Source organism: Actinophytocola xinjiangensis (assembly GCF_001921215.1).
Taxonomy (GTDB): Bacteria; Actinomycetota; Actinomycetes; order Mycobacteriales; family Pseudonocardiaceae; genus Actinophytocola; species Actinophytocola xinjiangensis.
The window spans coordinates 122298-149157 of the sequence record NZ_MSIF01000016.1 but is presented as its reverse complement, the minus strand read 5'-3'; the positions used below and the strand labels follow the sequence as shown (position 1 = coordinate 149157).

The following is a 26860-nucleotide window of genomic DNA, read 5'->3' as shown; positions in this document are numbered from 1 at the left end:
CCACGGTGAGAGGCGAACACGACCAACGGGTGCACCGCACGCCCTACCCACGCGAGAGCACGGTGCACGGCCTGTTCGAGGAATGGGCGGACCGGACCCCGACGGCACCGGCGTTGCGGACCGGTGACCGCACCCTCGACTACGGCGAACTGGACCGGCGCGCGAACCGGCTGGCTCACCGGCTGCGCCGACTCGGCGTCGGCCGGGAGAGCCGGGTCGGGTTGTGCGTGCGGGACAGCCGCTGGGTGATCGGCGCGCTGGCGGTGCTGAAGGCCGGTGGCGCCTACGTGCCGCTGGACCCCGCCTACCCGGTCGAGCGGCTCGATCACATGTGTGCCGAGGCCGGCGCGGAGGTCGTCCTCGGCGCCGGCCGGCCGGGGTGGCTGGACTTCCCGGACACCGACACGCTCGACGAGCCCGACACCCGTCCGGTGGTGACCGCCGGCCCGCTGTCGCTGGCCTACGTCATGTTCACCTCCGGGTCCACCGGCCGGCCCAAGGCGGTCGCCGTGGGGCACCGCAACATCGTGCGGTTGGTGCGCAGCGGTGACTCGATCGTCGTGCGGCCCGGCGACGTCGCGTTGCAGGCGGCCACCGTGTCGTTCGACGCGGCGACGCTGGAGCTGTGGGGCGCCCTGCTCAACGGCGCGAGCGTGGTCACCGGTGTCGACCCGGACGCCATGCTCGTGCCGGACCGGCTGCGGAACGTGCTCGCCGAGCACGGCGTCGACGTCCTGTTCCTGCCGACCGCGTTGCTGCGTCAGCTCACCGCCGAGGACCCCACGGTGTTCCGCGCGGTGCGCCACCTGTCCTTCGGCGGTGAGCAGGTCGACGGCCGGACCGTCACCGGCCTGGCCGAGCACTGCCCGGACACCGAACTGCTCAACGTCTACGGCCCCACCGAGATCACCACCTACGCCACCGCGCACCGCTGCGACGGGACCACCGACGCGTCGGCGGTGGTGCCGATCGGCGTGCCGAGGACCAACAGCGGAGCCTACGTGCTCGACGAGCACCTGCGGCCGGTCGAGGGCGACACGCCCGGTGAGCTGTTCGTCGGCGGCGACGGTGTCGCCCGGGGCTATCTGGGCCGGGCGGCGGACACCGCGGCCCGCTTCCTGCCCGACCCGTACGCCGGGGAGCCGGGGGCGCGGATGTACCGCACCGGCGATCTGGTCCGCCGCCGCCCCGACGGCGCGCTGGTGTTCCTCGGCCGGGTCGACCGGCAGGTGAAGGTGCGGGGACACCGGGTCGAGCCGGGCGAGGTCGAGGAGGCGCTGCGGGGCGACGGGGACGTACGCGACGTGGTGGTCGTGGCCGACCGGGATGCCCACGGCGACGCGCGGTTGCTGGCCTACGTGGTGCTCGGCGAGCGGGTCTGCGCCCTGGACGTCCGCGCGCGGCTGGCGGACCGCGTTCCGGCCTACCTGGTGCCCGCCGTGTTCGTCGAGATCGACCGGATTCCGTTGAACGCCAACGGCAAGGTGGACGGCGCGGCCCTGCCCGCGCCGCCGGAGCGGAGCGCGCCGAGCCAGGAGCTGACCGGGGACCAGGAGCGGGTGCGCCTGGTCTGGCAGGAGGTGCTGGGTGTCGCGGTGCCCGGCGCCGGGGCCAGCTTCTTCGAGCTGGGCGGCAACTCCCTGGCCGCGGCGCGGGTGCGCACGCGACTGACCGCACTGTCCGGAGTGGACGTTCCGGTGCGGCTGGTGTTCGACCACCCGACCGTCGCCGGGCAGGCCGAGGCGCTGGGCCGCCTGGCGCGGCCCGCCCCGGTCACGTTGACGGTCGTCCCCGCGCCGGCCGACCCGAGCGGGATCGCCGACCTGCTCGCCGAGTTCGAGAACGAGGACCTGCCGTTATGACCACACCCGACCTGCTCGACCGGTTGCACGCGTTGCCCGAGCGCCGGCGGATCGCGCTGCTGCGCGCCCTGCGCCACGATCCCGCGCGCTACGACCTGCACCCGCTCACCTCCGCGCAGCGCCGGATGTGGTTGCACGACAAGCTCTACCCCGGCAGCCCGATGTGCCTGGTGCACTTCGACCTGACCCTGACCGGTGACCTCGACGTGGCCGCGCTGGTGCGCGCCTTCGACCTGGTGCTGGCCCGACACCAGGCGCTGCGCACGCTCTACGCCGAGATCGACGGCGAGCAGTGGCAGCTCGTGCTGCCCGAGGCGTCCCCGAGGACCCGGCTCACCGTCGCCGACGAGGAGACCGGTGCCGACGAGGTCTTCGACCTCACCGCCGGCCCGCCGGTGCGCGCGACCCTGGTGCCAGAGGGGCCGGGGCGGTGGCGGTTCCACCTGCGGCTGCACCACATCGCGTGTGACGGCTGGACCATGGGCCTGATCTTCGACGACCTGTCCCGCTGCTACGCCGGTGCGGTCCCCGACCCGGCGCCACGGCACGTCGACGTGGCGACCGAGTCCGACGACCCGGCGCTGGAGGCGTTCTGGCGGGCCGAACTGGCCGGCGCGCCGGTCACCACCGACCTGCCCCTGGACCGTCCCCGCCCGCTCACCCTCGACGAGTCCGGCGCCGAGCTGGAGTTCCGGTGGCCGGCCGACCTGGCCACCGGCGCCGGGCGCCTGGCCGCCGCGTGCGACGCCACACCGTTCATGGTGCTGCTCACGGCGTGGCAGGCCACCCTGCTGCGGTACGGCCGCGACCGCGACGTGGTGGTGGCGACGCCGGTCGCCGGGCGCACCACCCGCTCGTCCGAGGACGCGGTCGGCCTGTTCGTCAACACCGTGCCGCTGCGCGCCACCATGGACGACACCACCACCTTCCGGGAGCTGCTGGCCAGGGCCAGGGACACCACGCTGGCGGCGATCACCCACCAGCAACTGCCCTACGACACGCTCGTGCACCGGCTGCGACCCGACCGCGACCCCGGCAACACCCCGCTCGCGCAGGTGATGTTCGCCGTGGAGAGCGCCTGGACCCGGCAGCTGGTGCTGCCCGGGGTCACCGTCACCGGCCGCGAGGTGGCCACCGGCACGTCGGTGTTCGACCTGACCCTGACCCTCGTGCCCGGCCCCGACGGCATCGACGGTCGCCTGGAGTACCGGACCTCGCTGTTCGACGAGGCCACCGCGCGGCGGGTCGCCGGCCACGTCCGCACCCTGCTGACCGCCGCGCTGGCTGACCCGGACCGTCGGGTCGCCGACCTGCCGCTGCTCGCCCCTGGGGAGCCGGCAGGCCGGGGCGCGGGCCGGGCGGCACCGCCGTTCCGCCCGGTGGCCGATCTGGTCGCGGAGGTCGCCGCCGGCGCACCGGACCGGATCGCGGTGGTGACCGACACCGAACGGCTCACCTACGGGGAGCTGATGGCCCGCGCCGACCAGCTCGCCGCGCTGCTGCTCGCCGGCGGGGCGGGGCGTGAGACACCGGTCGGGGTGTGCCTGCCGGCGTGCGCTGACGCCGTCGCCGCCTTCCTGGGAGTGCTGCGCGCCGGCGCGGTGTACGTGCCGATCGACCCGGACCTGCCCGAGGAGCGGATCGGCCTGCTGATCGCGGACGCGGGCGTGTCGACCGTGCTGGCGCACACCGCGACCGGGACGCGCCTGCCCGGGGGACTGGACACGCACCGCCTCGACACCCTCGCTCCCGCCCCGGCGCCGCCCCCCGCCGTACCCGTCCACCCCGACCAGGCCGCGTACGTCATCTACACCTCCGGCTCGACCGGCCGGCCCAAGGGCGTGGTGAGTACCCACCGGGGCCTGGCGGGGGTGAGCGCCGCGATCGGCGACCTGCTGCCGGTGGGACCGGACGACCGGGTGCTCCAGTTCCACTCGCCGGGCTTCGACGCCGTCGTGTCCGACTTCGTGACCGCGCTGGCGGCCGGCGCGCAACTGCACGTGGTGGGCCGGCACGACCGGGTCCCCGGCCCCGACCTGACCCGCACACTGCGGCAGCGGCGGATCACCTTCCTTGACGTGCCGCCGGTCGCGTTGCAGGCCATGGACCCCGCCGAGCTGCCGGAGCTGCGGATGGTGACCGTGGGCGGGGAGACCTGCCCGGCCGACGTCGCCGCCGCGTGGTCGGCCGGCCGGGAGTTCCGCAACACCTACGGCCCCACCGAGACGGCGGTCATGGTCGTCGCCGGGCGGTATCCCGGCGGCCCGGTCGTCCCCCTCGGCGAGCCGATGACCGGCGCCCGGATCCACGTGCTCGACGAGTGGCTGCGCCCGGTGCCGGACGGGATCGCCGGCGAGCTGTGTGTCGGCGGCGCCCCGGTCGGTCGCGGGTACCTGGACCGGCCGGGGGCCACGGCCGCCGCGTTCGTCCCCGACCCGTACGCGCCCGAACCCGGCGCGCGGATGTACCGCACCGGCGACCTCGCCCGGTGGCGGCCCGACGGGACCCTGGAGTTCCTCGGGCGCTCCGACGGCCAGGTGAAGATCCGGGGCAACCGGGTCGAGCCGGGCGAGGCGCAGGCCAGGCTCGGTGACTGCGCCGGGGTGGCGCGCTGCGCGGTGGTGGTGCGCGAGGACCGGCCGGGGGACAGGCGCCTCGTCGGCTACGTCGTGCCGGAGGCGGGTGCGGAGGTGGCGGCGGACGCGGTGCGCGCCCAGCTGTCGCGGGTCCTGCCGGACTACCTCGTGCCGTCCGCGTTCGTCACGCTGGCGGACCTGCCGACCACGGCCAACGGCAAGCTCGACCACCGGCGCCTGCCCGCGCCGACCGTGGAACGGCCCGCGCTCAGTACCGCGTTCCGCGCGCCGCGCGGTCCCGTGGAGCAGACCATCGCGGGCGTGTGGCGGGCGACGCTCGCGCTCGACGAGGTCGGTGCCGACGACAACTTCTTCGACCTCGGCGGCAACTCGATGCTGCTCGTCCAGGTCCACTCCGGACTGAAGGCGGCGCTGGGCGTGGCCGTGGCGGCGGTGGAGCTGTTCCGGTACCCGACGGTCGCGCGGCTCGCGGAGTTCATCGAGCGCGGCGAACGGGACCAGCAACCCGTTCCCGCGTCCTCCGGGGCCGGCCGGCGGGCGATGGCGGCCCGCGCGCGGCGGATCGCCGGGGAGGCGGGGCCGCGATGAGCACCGAGCACCTCACCGGCGGCGAGTTCGACCTCGCCGTGGTCGGCCTGGCCGGACGGTTCCCCGGCGCGGCGGACATCGACGAGTTCTGGAGCCGGGTGCTGCGCGGTGAGCCGACCGTGCGCCGCTTCTCCGCCGACGAGCTCGCCGCGGCCGGCGTGCCGGAGTCGGAGCGAACCCGGCCCGACTACGTGCCGGTGTTCGGCGACGTGTCCGACGTGGACAGGTTCGACGCCGGCTTCTTCGGCTACACGCCGAGGGACGCGCGGTTGCTCGACCCGCAGCAGCGGCTGTTCCTGGAGAGCGCCTGGCACGCCCTGGAGGGCGCCGGGCACGTCGCCGACGTCGACCGGCTCGTGGTCGGCGTGTACGCGGCCGTGGGCACCGCCGGCTACCTCGTGCGCAACCTGCTGCCCGCCGCCGACGCCGCCGGCTCCGACTACGAGGTCACCATCGCCAACGAGAAGGACGCGGTGGCCACCCGCACGGCCTACCACCTCGGCCTGCGCGGGCCCGCGATCGCCGTGCAGACGGCGTGCTCGTCGTCGCTGGTCGCCGTGCACCAGGCGGGGCAGGCGCTACTCGCGGGGGAGTGCGACCTCGCGCTCGCCGGTGCCGCGCACGTCCGGCTGCCGCTGCGCGCCGGATACCGGTACGAGCCGGGCGGGATCATGTCGCGCACCGGGGTGTGCCGCCCGTTCGACGCCGCCGCCGACGGCGCCGTCGGCGGCAGTGGCGTCGCGGTGGTCGCGCTGCGGCGGCTGGCCGACGCACTGGCCGACGGCGACACGATCCACGCGGTGGTCCGGGGTTCGGCGGTCAACAACGACGGTGCGGCCAAGCCCGGCTACACCGCGCCCAGCGTCGACGGGCAGGTCGCGGTGATCCGCACCGCGCACGCCGCCGCCGACGTGGCCACCTCGTCGATCGGCTACGTCGAGACCCACGGCACCGGCACCGCGCTGGGCGACCAGATCGAGTTCGCCGCGCTGCGGTCGGTGTTCGGGCCCCGGGGGCGGTGTGCGCTGGGCTCGGTGAAGGCGGTCACCGGGCACCTGGACGCCGCCGCGGGCGTCACCGGGTTCGTCAAGGCGTGTCTCGCGGTGCGCGACGGGGTCGTGCCGCCCAGCCCGTACTTCACCGCGCCGCACCCCGACCTCGGCCTGGCCGCCAGCGCGTTCTTCGTGCCGACCGCCGTGGCGCCGTGGCCGGTCACCGACGGCCCGCGCCTGGCCGGGGTCAGCTCGTTCGGCATCGGCGGGACCAACGCGCACGTCGTGGTCGGGCAGCCGCCGGACCGTCCCGCCGCCCCGGCGGACGACACCGAGCACGTGCTCGTGCTGTCCGCGCGGACGGCGCCGGCCCTCGCCACGGCCCGTGCCGACCTGGCCGCCCACCTCGACCGCGCCGGGGCCGCGTCGGATCTGGCCGACGTCGCCGCCACCCTGCAACGCACCCGGCGCCGGTTCGACCACCGGTTCGCGGTCGCCTGCCGGGACCACGACGAGGCGGTCGCCGCCCTCACCGGCGGCCCGGCGGCCGACACCGCGAACGGTGAGCTGACCGGCGGCACCGTCGCGTTCCTGTTCCCCGGGCAGGGCACGCAGTACGCCGGCATGGGCGAGGGTCTGTACCGCCACGACCCGGTGTTCCGGTCCGAGGTGGACACCTGCGCCGAACTGCTCGGCGAGCACCTGGACCTCGACCTGCGGCACGTGCTCCACCGCGACCGGGACGACGCGCTGCTGCGGCGGACCCGCATCGCGCAGCCCGCGTTGTTCACCGTCGAGTACGCGCTGGCCCGGTGGTGGCAGGACCGGGGGATCGAGCCGGCGGCGCTGGTCGGGCACAGCGTCGGCGAGTTCGTGGCGGCCTGTCTGGCGGACGTGCTGACCCTGCCGGACGCGCTGGCGCTGGTCGCCGCGCGCGGCGAGTTGATGGAGGCCATGCCGCCGGGCGCGATGGTGTCGGTCGCGCTGCCCTCGGCGGAGCTGGCCTCCCGGCTGCCGGCCGGGGTGGAGATCGCCGCGGTGAACGCGCCCCGGCTGTGCACGGTCGCCGGCCCGCGCGACGCCGTCGCGGCCCTGGCGGGGACGTTGCGCGCCGAGGGCGTGCGGTGCCGGGAACTGCACACCTCGCACGCCTTCCACTCGGCGATGATGACCGGGGCGGCCGAGGGGTTCGCCGACCACGCCGCCGGGATCCCGTTGCGCGCACCGAGAATCCCGGTGCTGTCCAACGTCACCGGCGACTGGCTGTCCGCACGGGACGCCACCGACCCGGCCTACTGGGCACGCCAGCTGCGCGCGCCGGTCCGGTTCGACGACGGCGTGCGCCGGTTGCTCGACGCCCGCCACGCCCTGCTGGAGGTCGGCCCCGGCGACACGCTCACCACCCTGACCCGCCAGCGCCCCGAGGCGATCGGCCGGGGCACCCCGTCGCTGCCCGGCCCGGCCGGGGCCGGTGACGACCGGCTCGCGCTGGCCGGGGCCGCCGGCCGGCTCTGGCTCGCCGGCGTGGCCGTCGACTGGACGCGGCTGGGTGCCACCGGCGACCGGCGGCGGGTGCCGCTGCCGGGCTACCCGTTCGCCCGCGACCGGCACTGGGTCGACCCGCCGGGCCACGAGCCGGACAGCGAACCGGTCACCGGCGACACCGTGGAATCGGTGCCGGTGTCCGAGGCGGTGCGCCGGATCTGGTCGGACCTGCTCGGCATCCCCGACGTCGGCCCCGACGACGACTTCTTCGCCCTGGGCGGGCATTCCCTGCTCGCCACCAAGGTCGTCGCCCGACTCCGTGAGGCGTTCGACGTTGACCTGCCGACCAGTGCCCTGTTCGACACCCCCACGATCGCCGGTCTCGTCGCGACCGTCGAGTCCCTGCTCACCGCCCCGCCGCCCCCGCCCGACCCGGCGCCCACCGCCGACCGGATCGCCGGCCTGCTCGCCGAGATCAGGGCGATGTCCCCGACCGAGGTGCGTGGTCACCTCGTCGACACCCACGGAGAGGAACCCCGATGAACACGTCAGTTCCGGCCACCGCGGCCGAGCCCGGCTTCCGCGTGGTGCGCAACCACGAGGACCAGTACTCGCTCTGGCCGGTCGAGCGCGAGATCCCCGAGGGGTGGCGCGACGCGGGGTTCACCGGCCCGCGCGCCGACTGCCTCGACCACATCGAGCAGGTGTGGACCGACCTCCGGCCGCGCAGCGTCCGCTGACCAGGGAACGAGATGACCGACCTCACCGATCTCGCCGATCTGTCGGCCGAGCTGGCAGAGTTACGCCCCGACCAGCGTGAGCTGCTGTCGCGCCGGCTCGGCGCCGCCCTTCCCGCCCCGCACCGCCTACCCCTGTCGTTCACCCAGGCGCAGCTGTGGTTCCTCGACCAACTCGCCCCGGACCGCGCCGCCTACAACATCCCGTTCGCCCTGCGGCTCACCGGCCCCCTCGACGTCACCGCGCTGCGAGCCGCGCTGACCGCGCTGGTCGGCCGGCAGGAGTCGCTGCGGCTGGTGTTCGGCGAGGACGCCGACGGTCCCTTCCAGACCGTGCGGGACCACGTCGCCGTCGAGCTGCCGGTGGTCGACCTGACCGGACTGTCCACCCGGGAGCGGGCCGAGGCCGAGGACCGCGAGGCCGCCGACCTCGGCGCCACCCCGCTGGACCTGCGGACCGGCCCGCTGCTGGTGACCCGGCTGCTGGTGCTCGACACCGAGGAGCACCTGCTGCTCGGCACCGCGCACCACATCGTGTTCGACGCCTGGTCCGGCGGCGTGTTCACCACCGACCTCGTCGCGCTGTACGGACAGCACGCCGCCGGCGCACCCGCCCGGCTGCCCGAGCCGCGGGACAGCTTCACCGCGTTCGCCGCCCGCCAGGCCCGCCCGGGGGTGCGGGCGGAGCTGCGCTCCCACCTGGACCACTGGCGCGACGTGCTCGCCGGCGCGCCCGCGACCTCCACCCTTCGGCCCGACCGTCCCCGGCCGGTCGTCCAGGGACACCGGGGCGGTCGTACCGTCCGGCCGCTGCCGGCCGCGCTGTGCTCGGCGGTGCTGGCGTTCGCCAGGGAATCCGGGGTGACGGTGAACGCCGTGGCCCTCGCCGGGCTGACCTCGGCGCTGTGGCAGGCCACCGGCCAGGACGACCTCGTGATCGGCATGCCGTCGGCCGGCCGGACCGAGGTGGCGCTGGAGCCGCTGATCGGCTCGTTCGCGAACATGCTCGTGCTGCGCCTGGACCTGTCCGGGGAACCGACCGGGCGTGACCTCGCCCGGCGCGCGCACCGCACGGTCGGCGACGCGTTCCGCCACCAGGCCGCGCCCTACGCGCGGGTCGTGGAGGAGCTCGCGCCCGTCCGCGACCCCGGCGTGAACCCGTTGTTCCAGGTCATGTTCACCGTCGCGGACGCCGGCGGGGAGCCGGGGAGCGCGGCCGGGGTGCGGTTCGCCCCAGCCCTGGTCGACAACCAGCTCACCGACTTCGACCTGTTCGTCACCCTGGTCCGCGACGGCGACCGGTTCGAGCTGGTCCTCGACCACGACGCCGACCTGTACCTGGACGGCACCGCCGCCGGGCTCGCCGACCGGGTGCTGGCCACCCTCACCGAGCTGACCGCCGCCCCCGACGTCGCGCTCGTGACGCTCCCGTCGGTCCGCCGTGACCGGGTCGCGGTGGCCGCGACGTTCACGGCCGCCCCGCTGCTGGACCCGCTGCGGTTCGTGCTCGACCTGCGCCGCCACGCCACGGACGTCGTCGCCGCCCCGTACGGCCAGCTGGTCCAGCACCTGCTGACCTCCGACGAGACGACGATCGCGTTGCTGCGCTGGGAGGACTGGTTGCGCCACCTCGGTGACGAGGCCGGGGACCAGGAGGTGGCGGCCGTGCTCGACGCGGCGTTCACCGACCTCGCCCAGGCGGTCACCGCGTTCCGCGCGCGCGGCACGGCGCCGCTGGCGCTGGTGCGCTGCCCGGCCTCGCCGGAGGCGGCGTCCCGCGGCTGGGAGGGGCTGTTCGCCCGGCTCGACGACCGGCTCGCGGTGCTGCGGGCACGGGTCACGGGCGTGACGGTCGACTGGGCGGAGGACCACCCGGCGCCGGCCGGTTTCGACCAGGCCACCGACGCGCTCGCGCACATCCCGTACACGCCGGAGTACTTCGCCGCCCTCGCCGTGATCGTGACCGGCCGGCTGCCGCTGCCCGAACCGGATCCCGAACGGGCCGCGTTCCTCGCCGAGCAGGTCGCCGACCCAGCCGTGGTGGCGGCGCGGAGCCGGCCCCGGTTGAGCGGGACCGGCCAGACCGGCGAGGCGGTCGCCCCGGCCACGGAGACCCAGCGCCGCCTCGCGGCGGTGTGGTGCGAGGTGCTCGGCGTCGCGGACGTGGCGGCGAACTCGGACTTCTTCGCGCTCGGCGGCCACTCCCTGCTCGCCACCCAACTGCTTTCGCGCGTGCGCGGCGAGTTCGGCACCGAGGTGACGCTCCACGACCTGTTCACCCATCCCACCGTCGCCGGCCTCGCCGCCGTGCTCGACGGTGCGGCCGACGCGCCCCCGGCGTCGACCCCGGCCCTGTCCAGGGTGGACGCCGAGCCGGTCGCCTCGGCCGTGCAGCGACGGCTGTGGGCGGCGGGCCGGCTCGGCGAGGACGGGACCGGCGGCAACACGACGTTCGCCGCACGCCTGCGCGGCCCGCTGGACGTGGCCGCGTTCGAGGCCGCCGTCGTGGAGGTGGCCCGCCGGCACGAGGTGTTGCGCACGACCTTCGCCGAGCGCGACGGCGTGCCCGTCCCGGTCGTGCGGGACGCGCTGCCGGTGTGGTGCGGGGTGCGCGCGCTCGGCGCGGACGTGGACCGTGAGGTCGCGGCGCACGTGTCGGCCCACGCGGAGTACCGGTACCCGCTCGATGAGGGGCCGCTGCTGCGGGTGGAGTTGTTGCGGGCCACCGACACCGACCACTACCTGCTGGTCGGCATGCACCACATCGTGTGCGACGCCGCCTCGTGGGGGATCCTGCTCACCGAACTGTCCACACTGTACGACGCGTTCGCCGCCGGTGCGCCGAGTCCGCTGGCCGAGCCGGTGCTGCGGTACCGGGACTTCGCCCATCACCAGCAGCGGCGCCTGTCCGGCCCGGAGCTCGACACCACGCTCGACTTCTGGCGTACGGCGCTGCGCGACGCGCCGGCGCCGGTCGCCCTGCCGGCCGGGAGCGCGCCGGCGGCCGGTGGGGTCGGCGGGCGGGTCACCCGGCGGTTGCCGGCCGCCACCGGCCTGGCCGTGCGTGAGCTGGCCCGCGGGGAGGGCGTGACCCCGCACGCGGTGCTGCTCGCGGTGTTCGCGACGCTGCTGCATGCCGAGACCGGCGAGTCCGACCTCGTGGTCGGCATGCCGGTGCTCGGCCGGGACGCCCCGGAGTCGCGGGACGTGCCGGGCTGCTTCGCCGACCTGGTGCCGCTGCGGCTCGACGTCGCCGGCCGCCCCAGTTTCCGTGGCCTGGCCCGGCGCGTGCACCAGGTGGTGACCCAGGCGCAGGCGCACCAACTGCCGTTCCCCCTGCCGATGCGCGTGTCACCGGCGACGGCGCGCAACCCGCTGCGGTGCGTGCTGAACTACGCCGACCTCCCCGACGAGGACCCGGACTTCGCCGGCCTCGACGTGACGGCGCTGCCGATCGGGTCGGCCGTCGCGGACTTCGACGCGCTGCTCACCCTGAACTGGCAGGGCGACGAGCTGGAGGTCGATCTGAGCCACCCGCTCGACCAGTACGGGCCGGACGAGGCGGGCCGGTTGGTCGCCGCCTACTGCGACCTGGTGGACCGGCTCACCGCCGCGCCGGACTCGGCCGTCGGAGCCGCCGCGACCGCCGCCGGCCCCGGCCGCCCGGTCGTGCTCGCATCGTCGTTCCGGTCGGCGTTCGGGTCGCCGTTCGGGCCGGACGACCTGGCGCCCACGCTGCGGTTCTGGTCGGACCTGCTCGGCGCCCCCGGCCTGTCGGTGCGCCGCTCGACCCCCGGCCAGGTTCTGCGTCCGCTGCTGGACCAGGACGGCCCGTTCGGCGACGATCCGGCCGCGCTGCACGTGCTGTTGCTGCGCTGGGAGGACCTGCTGGCCGGCACGACCGACCTGGTGGCCGGGGTCGCGGTCCTGGAACGGGCGCTGGCGGACCTGCTCGACGCCGTGGCCGGCTACCGCGAACGCACCGCCGCCGGGCTCGTCGTCGGGCTCTGTCCACCGTCGCCGGCCCTCGCCGGCCAGTCGTGGGCAGGTGTCCTCGCCGGACTCACCGCACGCCTCGGCGAGGTCGCCGAGGTGATCGACCTGGCCGGCTGGACGCGTCGCTACGGCGTGGACGAGCACGATCCCGCCCAGGTCGCGACGGCCGTCGCCACCTGGGTCGCCAGGACGGCCTACCGGGACACGCACGGCCCGGTGCCGGCGCTCGCGCTCGATCCCGCCGGCTCGGGCGCGGGGGAGACGGCCCGGCTGGTGCGTGCCCAGGCCGCCGCCGGGCGGGCGGTGGTGTTCAGCTCGACGCCCACCGACCCCGAGCTGGCGGCACTGGTCGCCGTCGGCGCCGCCCGGGTGGGCGCGGTTCCCGAGGGTGCCGTCGAGCTGCCCCGGGACACCCCGCTCGGCTACGCGCAGCGTCTCTGGACGTTGGACGCGCCTCCCACCGGCACCCCCGGTCAGCCGAACCCTCTCGCGCTCGACGTCGCCGGCGAGCTGACCACCGCGGCGCGGATCGCCGACGCCGTGGCCACCGGGTTCTCCCCGGGACGCGGCGACAACGAGCCCCGCACCGAACGGGAACGCACCCTGGCCGCGATCCTCCGCGAGGTCCTCCGGGTGCCGGTCGTCGGGATCCACGACGACTTCTACGAGTTGGGCGGCGACTCCCTGCAGGCCATCGCGGTGGCCTTCCACGCGGTCGACGCCGGGCTGCGGCTCTCGGCGCGGGAGCTGACCGAGCGGCGCACCATCGCCGCGCTCGACCTCGACGCGAGGGCCCAGGATGTTCCGGTGGCGCCGGTGTGCCACGAGGAGCCCGGCGGTGAGGTCCCGCTGACCCCCGCGCAGCGGTGGTGGTTCGAGTGCGTCGCGCCGAGCATGACCGACCCGGCGTGGTTCAACCATCCCTACTACCTGGAGGTCCGGCGTCCCCTGCCGGTGTCCACGCTGGCCGAGGCGGTGACCGCGCTGGCCGGCCGGCATGCCGCCCTGGGCCTGCGGTTCCGCCGGGACGCCGAGGGCACCGTCACCCAGTTCCGCGCCGAGGGTGCCGACGCGGTCCCGTTCACCAGCCACGACCTGAGCGGGCTGCGCGGTGCCGAGCTGGACGCCGAGGCGGCGAGGCTCGCCGCCTCGGCACAGGGATCGCTCGACCTCGCCGAGGGACCGACCTGCCGGGTGGAGCACTTCGCGACCGGCGCGGACCGGCCCGACCGTCTGCTGGTCGTGGCCCACCACCTGGTCACCGACGCGATCTCCCGCGACGTGCTGCTCGGCGACCTCCAGGCGCTGTGCGCGGGAGGGGAGCGGCCCGATCTCGCGGCCCTGCCCGCCTCCTACGGCGCCTGGGCCACCCGACTGTCCACCTGGGATGCCTCGGCGGAGCTGCCGTACTGGCTCGCCCAGACCTGCGCCGAGGACGCCTCGGTGCCCAGGGACCGCCCGGACGCGGTGGCCCGGCTCGCCGCCGACGCGGCGGTCAGCGGCACCCTGACCGTCGAGCAGACCGTCGGGCTGCACGACCTCACCCGGCGGCTTCGGGTCGGCGTGCGTGACCTGATCGTCTGGGCGGTGGCCGGCGCCGTCGCCGCGCGAACCGGCGGCGACAGCTGTCTGCTCGCGACCACCGGGCACGGCCGGGAGGACCTGTTCGCCGACCTGGATCCCTCCCGCACGGTCGGCTGGTTCCAGGTGCTGTACCCGGTGCTGGTCCGCCTCACTCCCGGGACCGGCGACGAGGCCGGCGTCGCGGAGGTGGCCGCGCAGCTGGCCGCGGTGCCCCGCAACGGGATCGGCTACGGGCACCTGCGTTTCGCCGGGCCGGGCAGCGAGTCCCGCGCGCGGCTCGCCGAGGTGCGGGCCCCCCGGCTCGCCGTCAACTACATGGGCGACTTCGGCTTCGACGAGGTCACCGGGACCGACGACCTGTTCGCCGTGTGCCAGGCCGACTACGGCCCGACCGACGACGGCACCGGTGTGTGGCCCTACGACCTGGACGTCGGCGGGGTCATCGTCGGCGGCCGGCTTCGGCTGGACATCGGCTACAACGCCGAGGTCTACGACCGGGAGACCGCCGACGGTTTCCGGAGGGACGTCCAGGCCGCGCTCCTGCGCCTGCGCAACCGCTAGAACCTTACGGAAGGAATGCACGATCATGTTGCGACCAAGCGGTTTCGCCGCGTTCTTCGTCCTCTGGTGCGGACAGTTCCTGTCGGTCATCGGCACCAGGATGACGAACTTCGCCATCAGTATCTGGGTGTGGGACGCGACCGGGAGCACGACCGAGTTCGCCCTCACCATGTTCTTCGCCTTCGCCGGCACGGTGATCTTCAGCCCGGTCGCCGGCACGTTCATCGACCGGTGGAACCGAAAACTCACGATGTTGTTGTCCGATCTCGGTTCCGGGCTCGCGACGGTGACCATGGTCGTGCTGTTCGCCACCGACTCCACCGCCATGTGGCACCTGTACCTGATCAACTTCGTGTCCGGCTCGTTCATGGCGTTCCAGGTCCCGGTGTTCCAGGCGACCATCACCACGATGCTCGCGAAGGCCAACTACACCCGGGGCAACGCGATGATGTTCGCGGTGCGCTCCACCCCCGAGCTGTTCGCACCGCTGGTGGCCGCGATGCTGTTGACCGTCGCCAGCCTGGAGACCGTGCTGCTGATCGACCTGGTGACGTTCCTGTTCGCCGTGGGCACGGTGATGCTGGTGACCCTGCCGCCCACACCGAAGGCACCGGAGGGTGAGCAGCGCCCGAAGTTCTGGCAGGACTGCCTGACCGGCTTCCGCTACATCCTGCGCAACAAGTCGCTGCGCAACGTGGAGCTGTTCCTGATCGGCATCAACGTCCTGGCCTCCGTCGGCTACCTGCTGCTGCGCCCGATGGCCCTGGCCCGTACCGGCGACGACGCCGGCTCGCTCGCGCTGGTCCTGGCCACCGGCGCGATCGGCGGGGTCGCGGGCGCCCTGCTCATCGGCGTGCTGAAGTCCCCCAAGGACAAGATGGTCCGCGTGCTGTGGGCGACCGTCGCGTTCAGCCTCGTCGGCCGCGTGCTCTACGGCGTCACCGACATGATCCTGTTCCTGGGCGTCGCGCTGATCGTCGTGCACCTGTGCATCCCGATCATCGACGGGTACACCAACACCGTGTGGCAGGAGAAGGTGGAGCCGCACATGCAGGGCCGGGTGTTCGCGGCCCGCCAGTTCGTCGAGGAGATGTCCATCCCGATCGCCACGGTGATGGCCGGCCCGCTGATCGAGTCGGTGATCACCCCGTGGATGACGCCGGGCAGTGGCGGCGCCGAGTCGCTGGGCTGGCTCGTGGGCACCGGGCAGGCCGGTGCGATCGGGCTGATGTTCGTGGTCATCGGTGTGCTGGGCACCGCGCTCGCCGTGGCCGCGTTCCTCTCGCCGTCGGTCCGCCGGGTGGAGACCCTGCTGCCCGACCAGGACACCGAACCGCCGGCGGAGGCGTCGACCGTGCCGACGGACGTGGACACCGACGAGGACGCGGCCGTGCCGGCCGGGGTGCGGCGATGAGTGCGTCGGCCCAGCTCAACGAACTGGTCGCCGCCGTGCTCGCGGTGCCGGTCACCAGCGTCACCGACGAGGACGGGCCGGCCACCCTGCCGGAGTGGACCAGCCTGCGCCACCTGGAGCTGGTGGTGACCCTGGAGGAGGCCTACGGCGTGTCGTTCGCGTTCGAGGAGGTGCGGTCCGTGCCGACCGTCGGCGCGTTGCGCGCGGTGCTCGCCACGAAGGGGTGCGCGCGATGACCCCCCGCACCCCGTTGGAGGCGCGGACCGCGTGGCGGGCGGTGTCGGACCGGGACCGGTCCGACGGGCTGGCCGTCGCCGTGCTCGCCAGCTACACCGCCGACCCGCTCCTGCCCTACCTGGGCATCGCCCTGCACGACGCCGGCCTTCCGTCGCACCACCTGGTCGGCCCGATCGACCAGATCATGCGCCAGTGCCTGGACGACTCCGCCCGGACGGCCGCCTTCCGGCCCGACGTGCTGGTGGTCTCGCCCCGCTTCGAGGAACTGGCAGACAATCCACAGTGGACGAACGACCTGCTCGACCTCGCCGACGCGGCGGCGGCGACGGTCGACCGGTGGGCGGGTGCGCTGGTCTTCGTCCTGCCGGCCACACCGAGGCGGACCTTCGGCGCCGGTGAGGCCGCCGAGGCCGCCCGTGCCAGACAGGCCGTGCGGGAGCGGCTGACCGGCCTGCCCAACGTGCTGCTCGCCGACCTCGACGAGCCGGTCCGCGCGCTGGGCGAGGGCGCCGCCCACCACCCGACCATGTTCGCCCTCGCCAGGGTGCCCTACACCGAGCAGCTGTTCAGTCTGCTCGGCACCCGCCTCGCCCGGCTGGTCCTGACCCGCCTCGGTGCCGCCTGCCGCGCGGTGGTGGTCGACGGCGCCGCCCTGGGCGCCGCCGGAGCCGCCGCGCTGCGGCCGGCGGTCCGCGGTTGGCACGAGGGCGGCACCAGGCTCGCGGTCCTGGCGGCCGGGGACCCGGGCGAGCTGTGGGGCCGGCTCGCGGCCGACTGCCCGGAGCTGGTCGCCCACAGCGAGCTGACCGTCCACGACGGAGGCGAGCACCCGGCCGTCGCGCTCGGGCTGCCACCGGCGTCGGTGGCGGTGGTCACCACCGACCCCGCGCGCCACCAGCGCCACGGCGGCGTGCTACTCGGCGAACGCCCCGAGCTGTGGGAGACCGAACTCCTCGACACCGCGTTGTTCGACCGGCCCCCGCCGGCCCGGCAGCGGCGAACGGAACGGGCACCACGGCCGCTGGTCGCCGTGCCGGAGTCGGTCGCCCTGGACGACTTCGTCGCGAGCCTCGACGTCGAGGTGACCTTCGCGCCGGGAACCGACCACCTCGCGGCCGTGGCCGAGACCGTCAGCCGTGCCAAGGACTTCACCCTCGGCAACGACCGCACGGCCGACCAGCTCGCCGGCCACGGCGGTGAGCTGGTCGCGGTCTCGGTCCGGGACCGGTTCGGCGACCACGGGGTCAGCGGCGCGGTCGCGGTCACCTGGGCGGACGGGTACGGCACGGTGGAGGTGTTCTCGCTGTCCTGCCCGGTCCTGGGCCGGCGCGTCGAGGACGCGGTGCTCACCGAGCTGCGTCGGCGCGGCGCGGAACACGGGTGCCCCGGCCTCGTGTTCCGCCTCACCGAGACCAGGCACAACTCCGTCGCCCGCACGTTCCTGCGCGACGCGGCGGCCCAGCACACCGGGATCCACGTGCTGACCTGGGACCAACCCGCCCCGGCCCCGGCACGGGCCGAGAACGGTCCGGCGGTCGACCTGGGCATCGTCGCGTTCGGCGCCGCCCTGCCCGAACCGTCGGAGGTCGCCGAGCACGCCCCCACCTACACCGACGAGCTCGACCGCGTGAACGGCTGGGGCTACCGCCGCTTCCACCGCGCGCCCGAGGGCGTCGGGCTCACCGACCTGGCCGTCGAGGCGGGGGAGCGGGCACTGGCCGACGCCGGTGTCGACCCCGCCGAGGTCGACCTGGTGGTGCTCGCGATCGCCGACCTCGCCGAGTATCTGTACTGGGATCCGGCGGCGGCCACCCAGGCCCGGCTCGGCGCCCGTAACGCCGAGGCGCTGCTGGTGAACCAGGCCTGCGGCGGCGGGGTGGCCGCGTTCGACCTCGTGGCCGGCAAGTTCGCCGTGCACCCCGAGTACCACACGGCGGTGGTGATCGGCGCCAACCGCGTCGTCGACCCGTACTGGAACCGGATGGCGATGAACACCAGCGTGTACTCCGACGGCGCCGCCGCCGCCGTGGTGCGCCGCGACCACGGCACCTGCCGGTGGCTGGTGACCGAGGTGCTCACCGACGGCGAGTACGCCGACTTCATGCGGATGGAGGTCGGCGCGGGCGCCCGGCCGTTCCTGGCCGGCGAGGCGGACCAGCCCGTCGTCGGCAACCCGCAGGACCGCCTGGACGCCTTCTTCGCCGGCGACGTGCGGCGGATGTTCGCGTTCGTGTCGATGATCCGCGAACGCGGCCGCGAGGTCGTCGACCGGGCGTGCGCCCGGGCCGGGGTGTCCCGTTCGGACCTGCGGAAGGTGTTGCACTTCAACGACAACATGCGCCAGCTCGCCGACCTCGCGAAGGATCTCGGGGTGCCGCTGGCGGACACGAACATCGAGACCGCGCTCGACCACGGACACGTCGGCTGCGCCGACCAGCTGCTCGCGTTGAGGCGGCTGACGGCCGCCGGTGAGCTGTCGCCGGGCGACCTGGTGGCGTTGACCAGCACGAGCAGCGGCATGCACTGGATCTGCACGCTGGTGCGGGTGTGAGTAAGGAGAGAGATGAGCAAGGACAACCCCGTCACGGCGCGGATCCGGGCGGCGCGCGAGAACGCCGACCCGGGGGTGCTCGCCGCCCTGGACGACCTGGTCGGGTTCGCCGAGACCCGCGACGCCGGCCGGCTGCTCGACGGGCTGGCGCTGTCACGGATCGCGCCGCCCGGGCACCGGGCCCGTCCGCTGCGGGTCGCCGTGGTCGGCACGTTCACCGCCGAGAACGTCGCCCCGCTGCTGCGCGTCGAGCTGGTGCGCGCCGGGATCGACCCGACGGTGCTGGTCACCGGGTTCGACCAGCTGATGACCCAGTTGACCGACCCCGACTCCGAACTGGCGCGGTTCGGGCCGGACGTGACCCTGTGCCTGCTCCACGACGGCGCCCTGATGCCCATGACCTGGGACCCGACCGAGCTGGCCGGGCTCGCGGACCTCGCCGGCAGCAGGCTTTCGGCGCTGGCCGGCGCCGTCGCGGAGTTCGGTTCCCGTTCGGCGGGCGCCGTGGTGCTCAACACCGTCGCCCTGCCGCGCGGCGAACGCCGCAAGGTGGTCGGGTTCGCCGAGCGCGCGCGGCTGGGCGCGCTGTGGCGGGACCTGAACGTGCGGCTGCTGGGGCTGGCCGACACCTCACCGTCGGTGCACGTGCTCGACCTGGAGGCACTGCTCACCGACCACGACGCGGCCCTGCGCGACGAACGGCTGTACCGGTTCGCGTCCATGGCCTGGACCCCCGGCGTGGAACGGGAGTACGTGCGGGAGGCCGCCGCGTTGTGCCGGGCGGTGGCCGGCAGGGCCCGCAAGCTCGTCGTCGTCGACCTCGACAACACGTTGTGGGGCGGTGTCCTCGGCGACGACGGGCCGCACGGCATCGAGGTCGGTGGCCGCTACCCCGGCAACTGCTTCACCGAGTTGCAGCGGGCGCTGGTGGCGTTGCGGCGCCAGGGCGTGCTGTTGGCGGTGTGCAGCAAGAACGAACCGGCGCTGGTCGAACAGGTCCTGGCCACCCATCCCGAGCTGACCGTCCAGCCGGAGGACTTCGTCACCACGGTGGCGAACTGGGGCCGCAAGGACGAGAACATCCGCCAGATCGTGGCATCGCTGAACCTCGGACTGGACTCGGTGGTCTTCGTCGACGACAGCTCCTTCGAGTGCGCGCTGGTGCGCGAGCAACTGCCCGAGGTGGCCGTGGTCCAGGTCGCCGGCGACCCCTCCGGACACGCGCTGGCGGTGCTGGAGCCGGGGTTGTTCGCGACCCTGGCCACCACGGCCACCGACCGCGACCGCACCGCTCTGTACCAGGCGCGGGCCCGGCGTGAGGAGTTCGCCGCGTCGATGTCCTCGCCGGCGGACTACCTGGCGAGCCTGGGGCTGCGGGTCACGGTGTCCGAGGCCGACGAGTACAGCCTGCCCCGGCTGGTGCAGCTGGGGCTGCGCACCAACCAGTTCAACCTCAACCCGCGCGCGCACACCGAGGCCGACACCCTCGCCTATGCCGCCGACCCCGACCGGCTGCTGCTGGGCGTCGAGGTGGAGGACCGCTTCGGCCGGGAGGGTGTGGTGTCGGCGGTGTGGCTGCGCACCGGTGCCGAGTGGACCGTGACGAACATGGTCATGAGCTGCCGGGTGTTCTCCCGAGGCGTGGAGCACGCGGTCCTGGCCGACCTCGCCGAACGTGCGGCGGCCTCGGGCGTGTCCGCGCTGCACGCGCTGTACCGGCCGGGGGAGCGCAACCGGGCGGCGTCGGGCCTGCTGACCGGCTTCCAGCCGGTTGACGAGCACGAGGGCGCCACCCGGTACCGCGTCGCGGTCGCCGACGTGCCGCCGGCACCCGCCTGGATCGAGTTGTGTCGAAAGGAGCAGACCGCCCATGTCTGAGATCACCGCCACCCTGGTGGACCTGGTCGAACGGGTGACCGAGAACCCGGACGTCACCGAGCACACCAGGTTCGAGGGGCTGCCCAACTGGGTCAGCCTGTCCGCCCTGCGGCTGCTGGCCGACATCGAGGACGAGTTCGGGGTCCGCCTGGACCTGCGGACCTACTTCGCGGTGTCCGACGTCGGCCAGCTGTCCGCGCTGGTCGACACCGCACTGGCCGCGAGCTGACCGGGCGTGCCCGTGACCGGGCGCCGGCGCACCCCGCCGGCCGGCGCCCGGTCAGCAGTCCCGCGCGTATCCGCGGACGGAGTTGCGCACTAACCACACGACTTGACTTACCTTTGGGGTGATTGACCGCTTCTGCATGGTCTGGCCGCCTTCGTGTTGGTCACGGAAGACTGTGTCCATGAACTACGAGGCAAGGCATGCTGTGGTGTCGACGCTGATCGAGCTTGCGGGAAGCCCTGACTATCGCGACAGGGCGGACGCAGGCCGGGGCCTGGTGAGCTTCGCCGAGATGCCTGAGGCCCGGGGACCGTTGTTGGAGCTCGTGCTCGACGACCGCGACACGTCCGTTACCCGTGTGACGGCGGAGGCCCTGCTCCGGCGTCAAGACTCGGCCGGGTTCGCGGTGGTCGCCTCAGCGCTCGCCGCTATCGGCCCTGACCATCACAGTCCCAGCCAGATTGACTGGATTCACACCGCTGTACACGACGTGTTCATGGTGTTCTCCCGCGACCGGGACGCGGCCGTGCGGGTGTGCGAGGTGCTGGCCCGGGATCCTGACGAGCAGGTGCGCCGCGGCGCGGAACAGCTGATCGCCGCACTTGCCGAGATCAACCCGATTCTCTACCCAGCACAGGACGACTAGACATCAGTCGCAGGTAGTGAGCGCGCGCTTACCCCACTTGAGCGGCAAATGAACGCACACGTCGCGTTGACCGTCCTGGTGCGCCCCCGCGGCCCCGCTTCAACTGGTCGGCTCGGCTGCCGGAGCAGAACAGGCACCGACTGGCGGATGGTTGGCAGGGCAGCACTGTTCGGGCGATCTTGGACAACCCGCGATACACCGGGTACGCGTTCTTCGGTCGCTGGACGAAACACGAGACGTTGCTTGACCCCGAGGACGTCGGGGCGGGTCACGTGGTGCGGTTCCGTCGAGCTGGCAAGGACATCGCAGCGGGTGTTGACCCGGCGGCTCTCCTTGAGGTGATCAACGCCGCGCAAGCAGAACGGGAAGCAGTGCGGGCGACCTTGGCGACCGTGGGCCGGACTGACGCGCTCACCGATGCCGAGGTGTACGCGATGATCGATTCACTCGGCGACGTCGGCGCGACCCTGAAGGGCCGCACGCCGGACGGTCTGATCAGGCTTTACGAGAGTTTGCGGTTGCAGCTCCGGTACGAACCCCAGGAACAGGCCGTGTATGTGTCGGCCTCACCGCGTGTGGTTGGTGAACGTGTCCGAGGACGGTCATGCCCGCCGATCTGTCGGCCGAGCCGCCCGGTCGCCCGGCGGACGCCCAACGGCACCGCGAACGCGTCCCGCCACCCGAGCCCACGGACCGCCTCGACCGCGCCAGAAGCACAACCCGCTCCGACCTGACCCGCCCAGGCCGATCGACCCTGCCGGCGACTCACCCACCGCCGCCACCAACTCCGCCTCACCGAGGCCGAGGTCTCCAACCACGCCCGGAACGCCGAGTCCCCCCACCTCAGTCGCCGCGCCATCCCGTCCCGCCCCGGCCCACCGGACACCGGCGGCCGTTCACCCAGGTTCGACCCCGCACCCATCAGCCGTCCGGCCGGCCGTGCCCGTCACCGCCCGCCGGCCACGTCATGCGGGCACCGTGCCACCTCGGTCAGGCGTTCGCGCCTCCGTCCACAGTGAACACGGCGCCGGTCGTGTTGGCGGATGCCTGGCCGGCCAGGTACGCGACCGTGGCGGCGATCTCCTCCGGCCTGCCGTAGCGGCCGAGCGCGGTCCAGGCGCGCTCGTCGTCGGCCGTGTCGCTGGTCACCGGGGCCGACGCCACCGACGGCGGGATCTCAGCCCAGGGACAACGTGGTGTCGAGTGCGTCGAGGAGACGCTGGTAGGACGTGTTCTCCCCGACGCCGGTCGTGTCGATCCGGATCGCGTGCGGACGCCTGGCCAGGTACTCGTCGAGGTGACGGCGGATCCTGACGAACAGGTCGGAGTCGGGATCCGCCAACGCCGCCTGGATCCGGTCCTCGACATCGTTGGTCGGGCGCTTCCCGTGCAGGCGCCGACGATGTTCGCGTTCGTCGACGGTGAGGGCCACTTCGACGTAGCTTGCACCAACCGCGCGGGCGGCGGCCTCGAAGGCCGGATCCGGGTCGCGGTCGTGGACGGTCACCAGTTGCGGGAGAATCACGTCGTGTCCGTGGCGCAGGTGCCGCGTGGCCAACTCCCGTCCGTGCCCGCGAGCCGTCTCCAACGCGACGTAGAAGTCCTCCCTCCACCCGCCGATCAGCCCCGTCAGCACATCCAGATCCAGGACGAGCGTCCCCGGGTGGTCGTCGGCGTAACGGCGGGCGAGGGTCGACTTCCCCACGCGTGAAGGGCCGTTGAGGTGGATCAGGCGCGCCATGCACCTGACCCTAGTTCCTTGGCCGGGGCCCTACTGTGCGCGATCGCGGCTGGTGAACAGGCCGCTGGTGGCCCAGCAGATGCCGAGGAGTCCGCCGCCGATCATCGAGACCAGGCCGACCGCGTCGGAGCCGGTTACCGCGAGGACACCGATGGTGAGCCCGAAGACCAGGGAGGCGACGAGCATGACTGCGTTGAGACGCTTGCGATCCATGCGCCGAATGGTGCCGTGTGGACAGGCGGGCCGAATCGGTGCGACGACGGGTCGCGGTATCAGTCGATCGACTGATACCGGCTGGACCGATCGGCGGCCACCGCCGCGTTTCGCTGTGCCGCTGCGCGCGGCCTGGCAGGGTGGGCCCATGCGGGACGCGGGGGCATCGGCCGATGTGTGGGAGCGGACGCGGGCCGGCTGGCACGTGGTCTTCGGGGTGTTCGTCGCCATCACGGCGGTGGTGCTGGTCGCCGACGGTACGACGACGGGGACCCAGCATTGGCTCGCGTTGGCGCTGCTGGCGACGTTGTGCGGGGCGTACGCCTCGGTCGGGGCGCGGGTACTGCACACGGTGGCGGACTCGCCGCGCAGCTGGGGCTATCTCGCGGTCGCGGGTCCGGTGACGGTGGCGATGTTCGTGTTGACCCCGGTGGCCTCGGTGATGCTGTTCGCGCTCTACCCGCAGATCTGGTCCATGGTGCCCGCCCGGCGCGCCGCCTGGGCGACCTCGGCGGTCACCGTCGCGGTGGGTGTGGTGGTGGCGGTCATGGGCGAGTTCGGCGTCGCGGCGATCAGTGTCGCTGTCGGGCTGGTGGTCGCCCCGGTGCTCGGCCTGTGGATCTCGAAGATCATCGAGCAGAGCCAGGAGCGGGCCAGGGTGGTCGCCGAACTCGCCGCCACCAGGACCGAACTCGCCCAGGTCAGCCACGAGGCCGGCGTGCTCGCCGAGCGCGAGCGCCTCGCCAGGGACCTGCACGACACCCTGGCGCAGGGTTCGACCAGCGTCCTGTTCCTGCTCGCCTCCGCCAGGTCGGCGCTGCGCCAGGACCCGGCCGAGGCCGGGCGGCACCTCGACCTCGCCGAGCGGACCACGCGGGAGAACCTCACCGAACTGCGCACCCTGGTCGCCGAACTGACCCCGGCCCAGCTCGACGGGTCGTCCCTGCCCGCCGCGCTGACCCGCCTGACCGAACGTCTCCACACCGAAACCGGCATCGCCGCCACGACGGCCGTCTCCGGCACCCACCGCGAACTGCCGACCCCCTGCGAGGTCACGCTGCTGCGCGCCACCCAGGAACTGCTGTCCAACATCCGACGGCACTCCGGCGCCACCACGGCCACCGTGACCCTCACCTACGCCGACGACCACATCACGCTGCGCATCACCGACGACGGCAGGGGCTACGACCCGGCGAACCGACCCACCGGCTTCGGCCTCGACGGACTCCGCGAACGGGTGCAGCGCGTCGCCGGCGAGCTGACCGTCAGGACGGCACCCGGCGCCGGCGTCACGGTGCTCGTCCGCCTCACCGGCGGGTGCCCGCGATGACCGCCATCCGCGTCGCCATCACCGACGACCACCCCGTCGTGCGCATGGGACTGCGCGCCCTGCTGTCCGCCGAACCCGACATCGAGGTCACCGCCGACTGCGCCAACGGCGAGGACGCCGTCCGGCTCGCCACCGACCTCGCGCCCGACGTCGTCCTGATGGACCTGAAGATGCCCGGCATGGACGGCGTCACCGCGACCGCCCAGGTCGTCGCGTCCACCCGCGCCAAGGTACTGGTCCTCACCACCTTCGAAACCGACGGCGACATCCTCCGCGCCGTCGAGGCCGGAGCCACCGGCTACCTGCTCAAGGACACACCCGGCCCCGAGGTCGTCGCCGCCGTCCGAGCCACCGCCCGAGGCCGAACCGTCCTGCCGGCCCCGATCGCCACCCGCCTGGTCACCGCGATCCAGGCCCCAACCCCCAGCCGCCGCGAACTCGCGGTCCTCGAACTCGTCGCCCGCGGCCTGTCCAACGCCGACATCGGCCAGGCACTGCACATCAGCGAAGCCACCGTGAAAAGCCACCTGCTCCACGTGTTCACCAAGTTCGACGTCAACGACCGCACCGCCGCCGTCACCGAAGCCCTCACCCGCGGCTGGCTGCGCCGCGACTGAGTGACCGTGCCCCACTGGTTGGCACATGACCAGATTGGGGTTCATGAGTCACTGGAACCGCGGGGGCCTGTATCGAGGTGCGGCATGTACCGTCGACGAGAGCGGTTTCTCCTCAGTGGTCCAACACACCTCTGCCGTTCAGGTCCTCATCCCTAGAATGCGGGGCACCCGACCGGAGGACACCCGCGATGTCGACGAAGCTCATGCTGGAGTACCACGCTCTGATCGCCGATCTGGGGTACCCCCGTGCCGCGGCGATCGTGCCGGCGATGGTTGAGGCCTCGGATGGTTTCTATCCGCGAGCGGAGGATCTGGGCCCGGTCTGGTACGGGTATCCGCCAGCGATGATCCCCTACAGGTCGAACGACTCCGGCTGGTCGTACGACGGCCTGTGGATGCACTGGTTCGTCCCGCGCTCTCCGGTGTTCGTCACCACCTCCCGCGAGGACGGCGACCTCGCGAGCGAGACGTGCCGCACCGAGGACCAGCTCGTCGCCAGGACCATCGTGGATGCCATCGTGGGCAACGACGGCATCGACGACACCATCTCCACCATCGCGACACGGTTGGGGGTCGGAACGGACGATCTGCGACGCTTCGACGAGCACACCATCCAGCACGGCGACGACCCCGACATGCTCGGCGAACTACGCGAGTTCCAGAACGAGATCCCCCGCGAACTGGTACTGGCCAAGGATCAGCACGACAACGCCGCGGCGGTCTACGACGGCCAGTTCCCGCTGGGCGGTCCGCGACCGCACACCTGCTTGTTCGAGTACGGGCCCGACGACCTCACGGGCCTCGACGAGGTGCCGCCCTGGCTGGACAGGGAGTCGGACAAGCAGGCGGTCTTCGAGGAGCACCTCGGCGCGGGCGACCTCGGCACGGCATGGCTCGCGTTGAACAGCACCGGCTGGACGCCCGGGCAGGCGACCTGGGCGCTCAACGCGCTCATGCGGCACGCCCCCCAGAACCCCACGTTCCACCGCGTCGCGCAGACATGGATTGATCAGGCCCAGCGGTCCGGCGACGACCCGCTCCACACCTACTGAACGGCAGGTACCCGCCCGCCGCGCGAAGAGGCGGAAAGCAGGCGACCGAGTCACCACGACCCCACGTCGTGGGAACGGGAGCGACACGGCCCTCATGACGCGGCCCACGCGTCTCCAGCCGCCGATCGTCGGCCTTGTGCTCGCTGACCAACGACTGTGGCACGTCGAGTCGTTCGGCAACGTCGGCTGAGCCAGGTGAGCTTGGGCCAGAGCGCGATCACGGGCAGCGGTTGGAGGCACGTGACTCTCGGTGTCGCTCAGCGGGTGGCCGATGGTGGGCTCGCCGGAGCCGGCGTGATCGCCGAACGGCGTGCACGACGCGTGGACCGGGCCGCCGACGAGGAGGCGGTGGCGCAGTGGATGGTCCGTTGACCGGCCAAGGTCCTGCGCGGCGCCGTTGAACGGGTCGTCAGGCTCGCTGCCGGCGGGCTCACGAGGACGCGGCGGCGGTATCCACTGCGGACCGTGTCGCGAACGGCTGGCACACCGGCGAGAGGGACACGGTCGCGTCCGGTGCGGGTGCCGGTTCGCGCCGCCGGTAGGTCGGGCGTCG

The 26860-nt window shown here is 73.6% G+C and carries 19 protein-coding genes; 16 read left to right on the top strand and 3 right to left on the bottom strand.

Annotated features, from left to right (window positions below):
* Positions 1-5: 5 nt before the first annotated feature.
* The 12 genes from BLA60_RS27845 to BLA60_RS43665 all read left to right on the top strand — a co-directional run bounded on the left by BLA60_RS27845 (position 6) and on the right by BLA60_RS43665 (position 22088).
* Positions 6-1862, top strand: coding sequence for a non-ribosomal peptide synthetase (locus tag BLA60_RS27845; RefSeq protein ID WP_075135971.1), 1857 nt, complete (start codon positions 6-8; stop codon positions 1860-1862).
* Entirely contained in the window at positions 1859-5047 is a 3189-nt protein-coding gene (locus BLA60_RS27840) for a non-ribosomal peptide synthetase (protein WP_075135970.1), read from the top strand. The genes BLA60_RS27845 and BLA60_RS27840 overlap by 4 nt, the downstream gene beginning before the upstream one ends.
* Positions 5044-8067, top strand: a complete 3024-nt coding sequence (locus tag BLA60_RS27835) for a type I polyketide synthase (protein ID WP_075135969.1) — start codon at positions 5044-5046, stop codon at positions 8065-8067. Before BLA60_RS27840 ends, BLA60_RS27835 begins: the two co-directional genes overlap by 4 nt.
* Positions 8064-8264, top strand: coding sequence for an MbtH family protein (locus BLA60_RS27830; protein WP_075135968.1), 201 nt, complete (start codon positions 8064-8066; stop codon positions 8262-8264). Before BLA60_RS27835 ends, BLA60_RS27830 begins: the two co-directional genes overlap by 4 nt.
* Positions 8265-8276: 12 nt before the next feature.
* Positions 8277-14402, top strand: a complete 6126-nt coding sequence (locus tag BLA60_RS27825; RefSeq protein WP_075135967.1) for a condensation domain-containing protein — start codon at positions 8277-8279, stop codon at positions 14400-14402.
* Between the two features lie 25 nt (positions 14403-14427).
* A complete protein-coding gene (locus BLA60_RS27820) occupies positions 14428-15816 on the top strand; it encodes an MFS transporter (protein WP_075135966.1) in 1389 nt (462 codons plus the stop codon).
* A complete protein-coding gene (locus BLA60_RS27815; RefSeq protein ID WP_075135965.1) occupies positions 15813-16052 on the top strand; it encodes an acyl carrier protein in 240 nt (79 codons plus the stop codon). Before BLA60_RS27820 ends, BLA60_RS27815 begins: the two co-directional genes overlap by 4 nt.
* Complete coding sequence (locus BLA60_RS44925) at positions 16049-18604, top strand: 3-oxoacyl-[acyl-carrier-protein] synthase III C-terminal domain-containing protein (protein ID WP_211288867.1); 2556 nt, start codon at positions 16049-16051, stop codon at positions 18602-18604. Before BLA60_RS27815 ends, BLA60_RS44925 begins: the two co-directional genes overlap by 4 nt.
* Positions 18605-18616: 12 nt before the next feature.
* Positions 18617-20482 carry an HAD-IIIC family phosphatase gene (locus BLA60_RS27805; protein ID WP_075135964.1) on the top strand — a complete coding sequence of 622 codons (1866 nt, stop codon included), beginning with the start codon at positions 18617-18619 and terminating at the stop codon, positions 20480-20482.
* A complete protein-coding gene (locus BLA60_RS27800; protein WP_075135963.1) occupies positions 20475-20711 on the top strand; it encodes an acyl carrier protein in 237 nt (78 codons plus the stop codon). Before BLA60_RS27805 ends, BLA60_RS27800 begins: the two co-directional genes overlap by 8 nt.
* A 178-nt stretch (positions 20712-20889) precedes the next feature.
* The gene (locus BLA60_RS27795) at positions 20890-21354 is read left to right on the top strand and encodes a hypothetical protein (RefSeq protein ID WP_075136020.1); all 465 of its coding nucleotides are present in this window, start codon (positions 20890-20892) and stop codon (positions 21352-21354) included.
* A 116-nt stretch (positions 21355-21470) separates the two neighbouring features.
* A complete protein-coding gene (locus BLA60_RS43665) occupies positions 21471-22088 on the top strand; it encodes a recombinase family protein (RefSeq protein WP_281257485.1) in 618 nt (205 codons plus the stop codon).
* A gap of 256 nt (positions 22089-22344) precedes the next feature.
* On the opposite strand, the gene BLA60_RS45745 is transcribed toward BLA60_RS43665, so the two are convergent.
* Genes BLA60_RS45745 through BLA60_RS44320 form a run of 3 tightly spaced genes read right to left on the bottom strand, consistent with a single transcriptional unit; the run spans position 22345 to position 23308 of the window.
* On the bottom strand, positions 22345-22503 hold the full coding sequence (locus BLA60_RS45745) for an SDR family oxidoreductase (RefSeq protein ID WP_245812183.1): 159 nt from the start codon (positions 22501-22503) through the stop codon (positions 22345-22347).
* Positions 22504-22531: 28 nt separating this feature from the next.
* Entirely contained in the window at positions 22532-23095 is a 564-nt protein-coding gene (locus BLA60_RS45740; protein WP_075135962.1) for a P-loop nucleotide/nucleoside kinase family protein, read from the bottom strand.
* 30 nt (positions 23096-23125) lie between these two features.
* Positions 23126-23308: a hypothetical protein gene (locus tag BLA60_RS44320; RefSeq protein ID WP_162293020.1), complete on the bottom strand. Its 183-nt coding sequence runs from the start codon at positions 23306-23308 to the stop codon at positions 23126-23128.
* 148 nt (positions 23309-23456) lie between these two features.
* On the opposite strand from BLA60_RS44320, the gene BLA60_RS27780 reads away from it, so the two are divergent.
* The 4 genes from BLA60_RS27780 (at position 23457) to BLA60_RS46295 (ending at position 26679) form a co-directional block, all read left to right on the top strand.
* Complete coding sequence (locus tag BLA60_RS27780) at positions 23457-24638, top strand: sensor histidine kinase (protein WP_075136019.1); 1182 nt, start codon at positions 23457-23459, stop codon at positions 24636-24638.
* Positions 24635-25255: a response regulator gene (locus BLA60_RS27775; RefSeq protein WP_075136018.1), complete on the top strand. Its 621-nt coding sequence runs from the start codon at positions 24635-24637 to the stop codon at positions 25253-25255. Before BLA60_RS27780 ends, BLA60_RS27775 begins: the two co-directional genes overlap by 4 nt.
* A gap of 188 nt (positions 25256-25443) precedes the next feature.
* Complete coding sequence (locus BLA60_RS27770) at positions 25444-26307, top strand: hypothetical protein (RefSeq protein ID WP_075135961.1); 864 nt, start codon at positions 25444-25446, stop codon at positions 26305-26307.
* 240 nt (positions 26308-26547) lie between these two features.
* Complete coding sequence (locus BLA60_RS46295; protein ID WP_281257483.1) at positions 26548-26679, top strand: hypothetical protein; 132 nt, start codon at positions 26548-26550, stop codon at positions 26677-26679.
* Positions 26680-26860: the final 181 nt, after the last annotated feature.

What these genes read in the sequence shown, in the direction of transcription:
- BLA60_RS27840 (WP_075135970.1), top strand. Translation starts at nt 1,859, where the DNA reads ATGACCACACCCGACCTGCTCGACCGGTTGCACGCGTTGCCCGAGCGC.
- BLA60_RS27835 (WP_075135969.1), top strand. Translation starts at nt 5,044, where the DNA reads ATGAGCACCGAGCACCTCACCGGCGGCGAGTTCGACCTCGCCGTGGTC.
- BLA60_RS27830 (WP_075135968.1), top strand. Translation starts at nt 8,064, where the DNA reads ATGAACACGTCAGTTCCGGCCACCGCGGCCGAGCCCGGCTTCCGCGTG.
- BLA60_RS27825 (WP_075135967.1), top strand. Translation starts at nt 8,277, where the DNA reads ATGACCGACCTCACCGATCTCGCCGATCTGTCGGCCGAGCTGGCAGAG.
- BLA60_RS27820 (WP_075135966.1), top strand. Translation starts at nt 14,428, where the DNA reads ATGTTGCGACCAAGCGGTTTCGCCGCGTTCTTCGTCCTCTGGTGCGGA.
- BLA60_RS27815 (WP_075135965.1), top strand. Translation starts at nt 15,813, where the DNA reads ATGAGTGCGTCGGCCCAGCTCAACGAACTGGTCGCCGCCGTGCTCGCG.
- BLA60_RS44925 (WP_211288867.1), top strand. Translation starts at nt 16,049, where the DNA reads ATGACCCCCCGCACCCCGTTGGAGGCGCGGACCGCGTGGCGGGCGGTG.
- BLA60_RS27805 (WP_075135964.1), top strand. Translation starts at nt 18,617, where the DNA reads ATGAGCAAGGACAACCCCGTCACGGCGCGGATCCGGGCGGCGCGCGAG.
- BLA60_RS27800 (WP_075135963.1), top strand. Translation starts at nt 20,475, where the DNA reads ATGTCTGAGATCACCGCCACCCTGGTGGACCTGGTCGAACGGGTGACC.
- BLA60_RS27795 (WP_075136020.1), top strand. Translation starts at nt 20,890, where the DNA reads ATGAACTACGAGGCAAGGCATGCTGTGGTGTCGACGCTGATCGAGCTT.
- BLA60_RS45740 (WP_075135962.1), bottom strand. Translation starts at nt 23,095, where the DNA reads ATGGCGCGCCTGATCCACCTCAACGGCCCTTCACGCGTGGGGAAGTCG.
- BLA60_RS44320 (WP_162293020.1), bottom strand. Translation starts at nt 23,308, where the DNA reads ATGGATCGCAAGCGTCTCAACGCAGTCATGCTCGTCGCCTCCCTGGTC.
- BLA60_RS27780 (WP_075136019.1), top strand. Translation starts at nt 23,457, where the DNA reads ATGCGGGACGCGGGGGCATCGGCCGATGTGTGGGAGCGGACGCGGGCC.
- BLA60_RS27775 (WP_075136018.1), top strand. Translation starts at nt 24,635, where the DNA reads ATGACCGCCATCCGCGTCGCCATCACCGACGACCACCCCGTCGTGCGC.
- BLA60_RS27770 (WP_075135961.1), top strand. Translation starts at nt 25,444, where the DNA reads ATGTCGACGAAGCTCATGCTGGAGTACCACGCTCTGATCGCCGATCTG.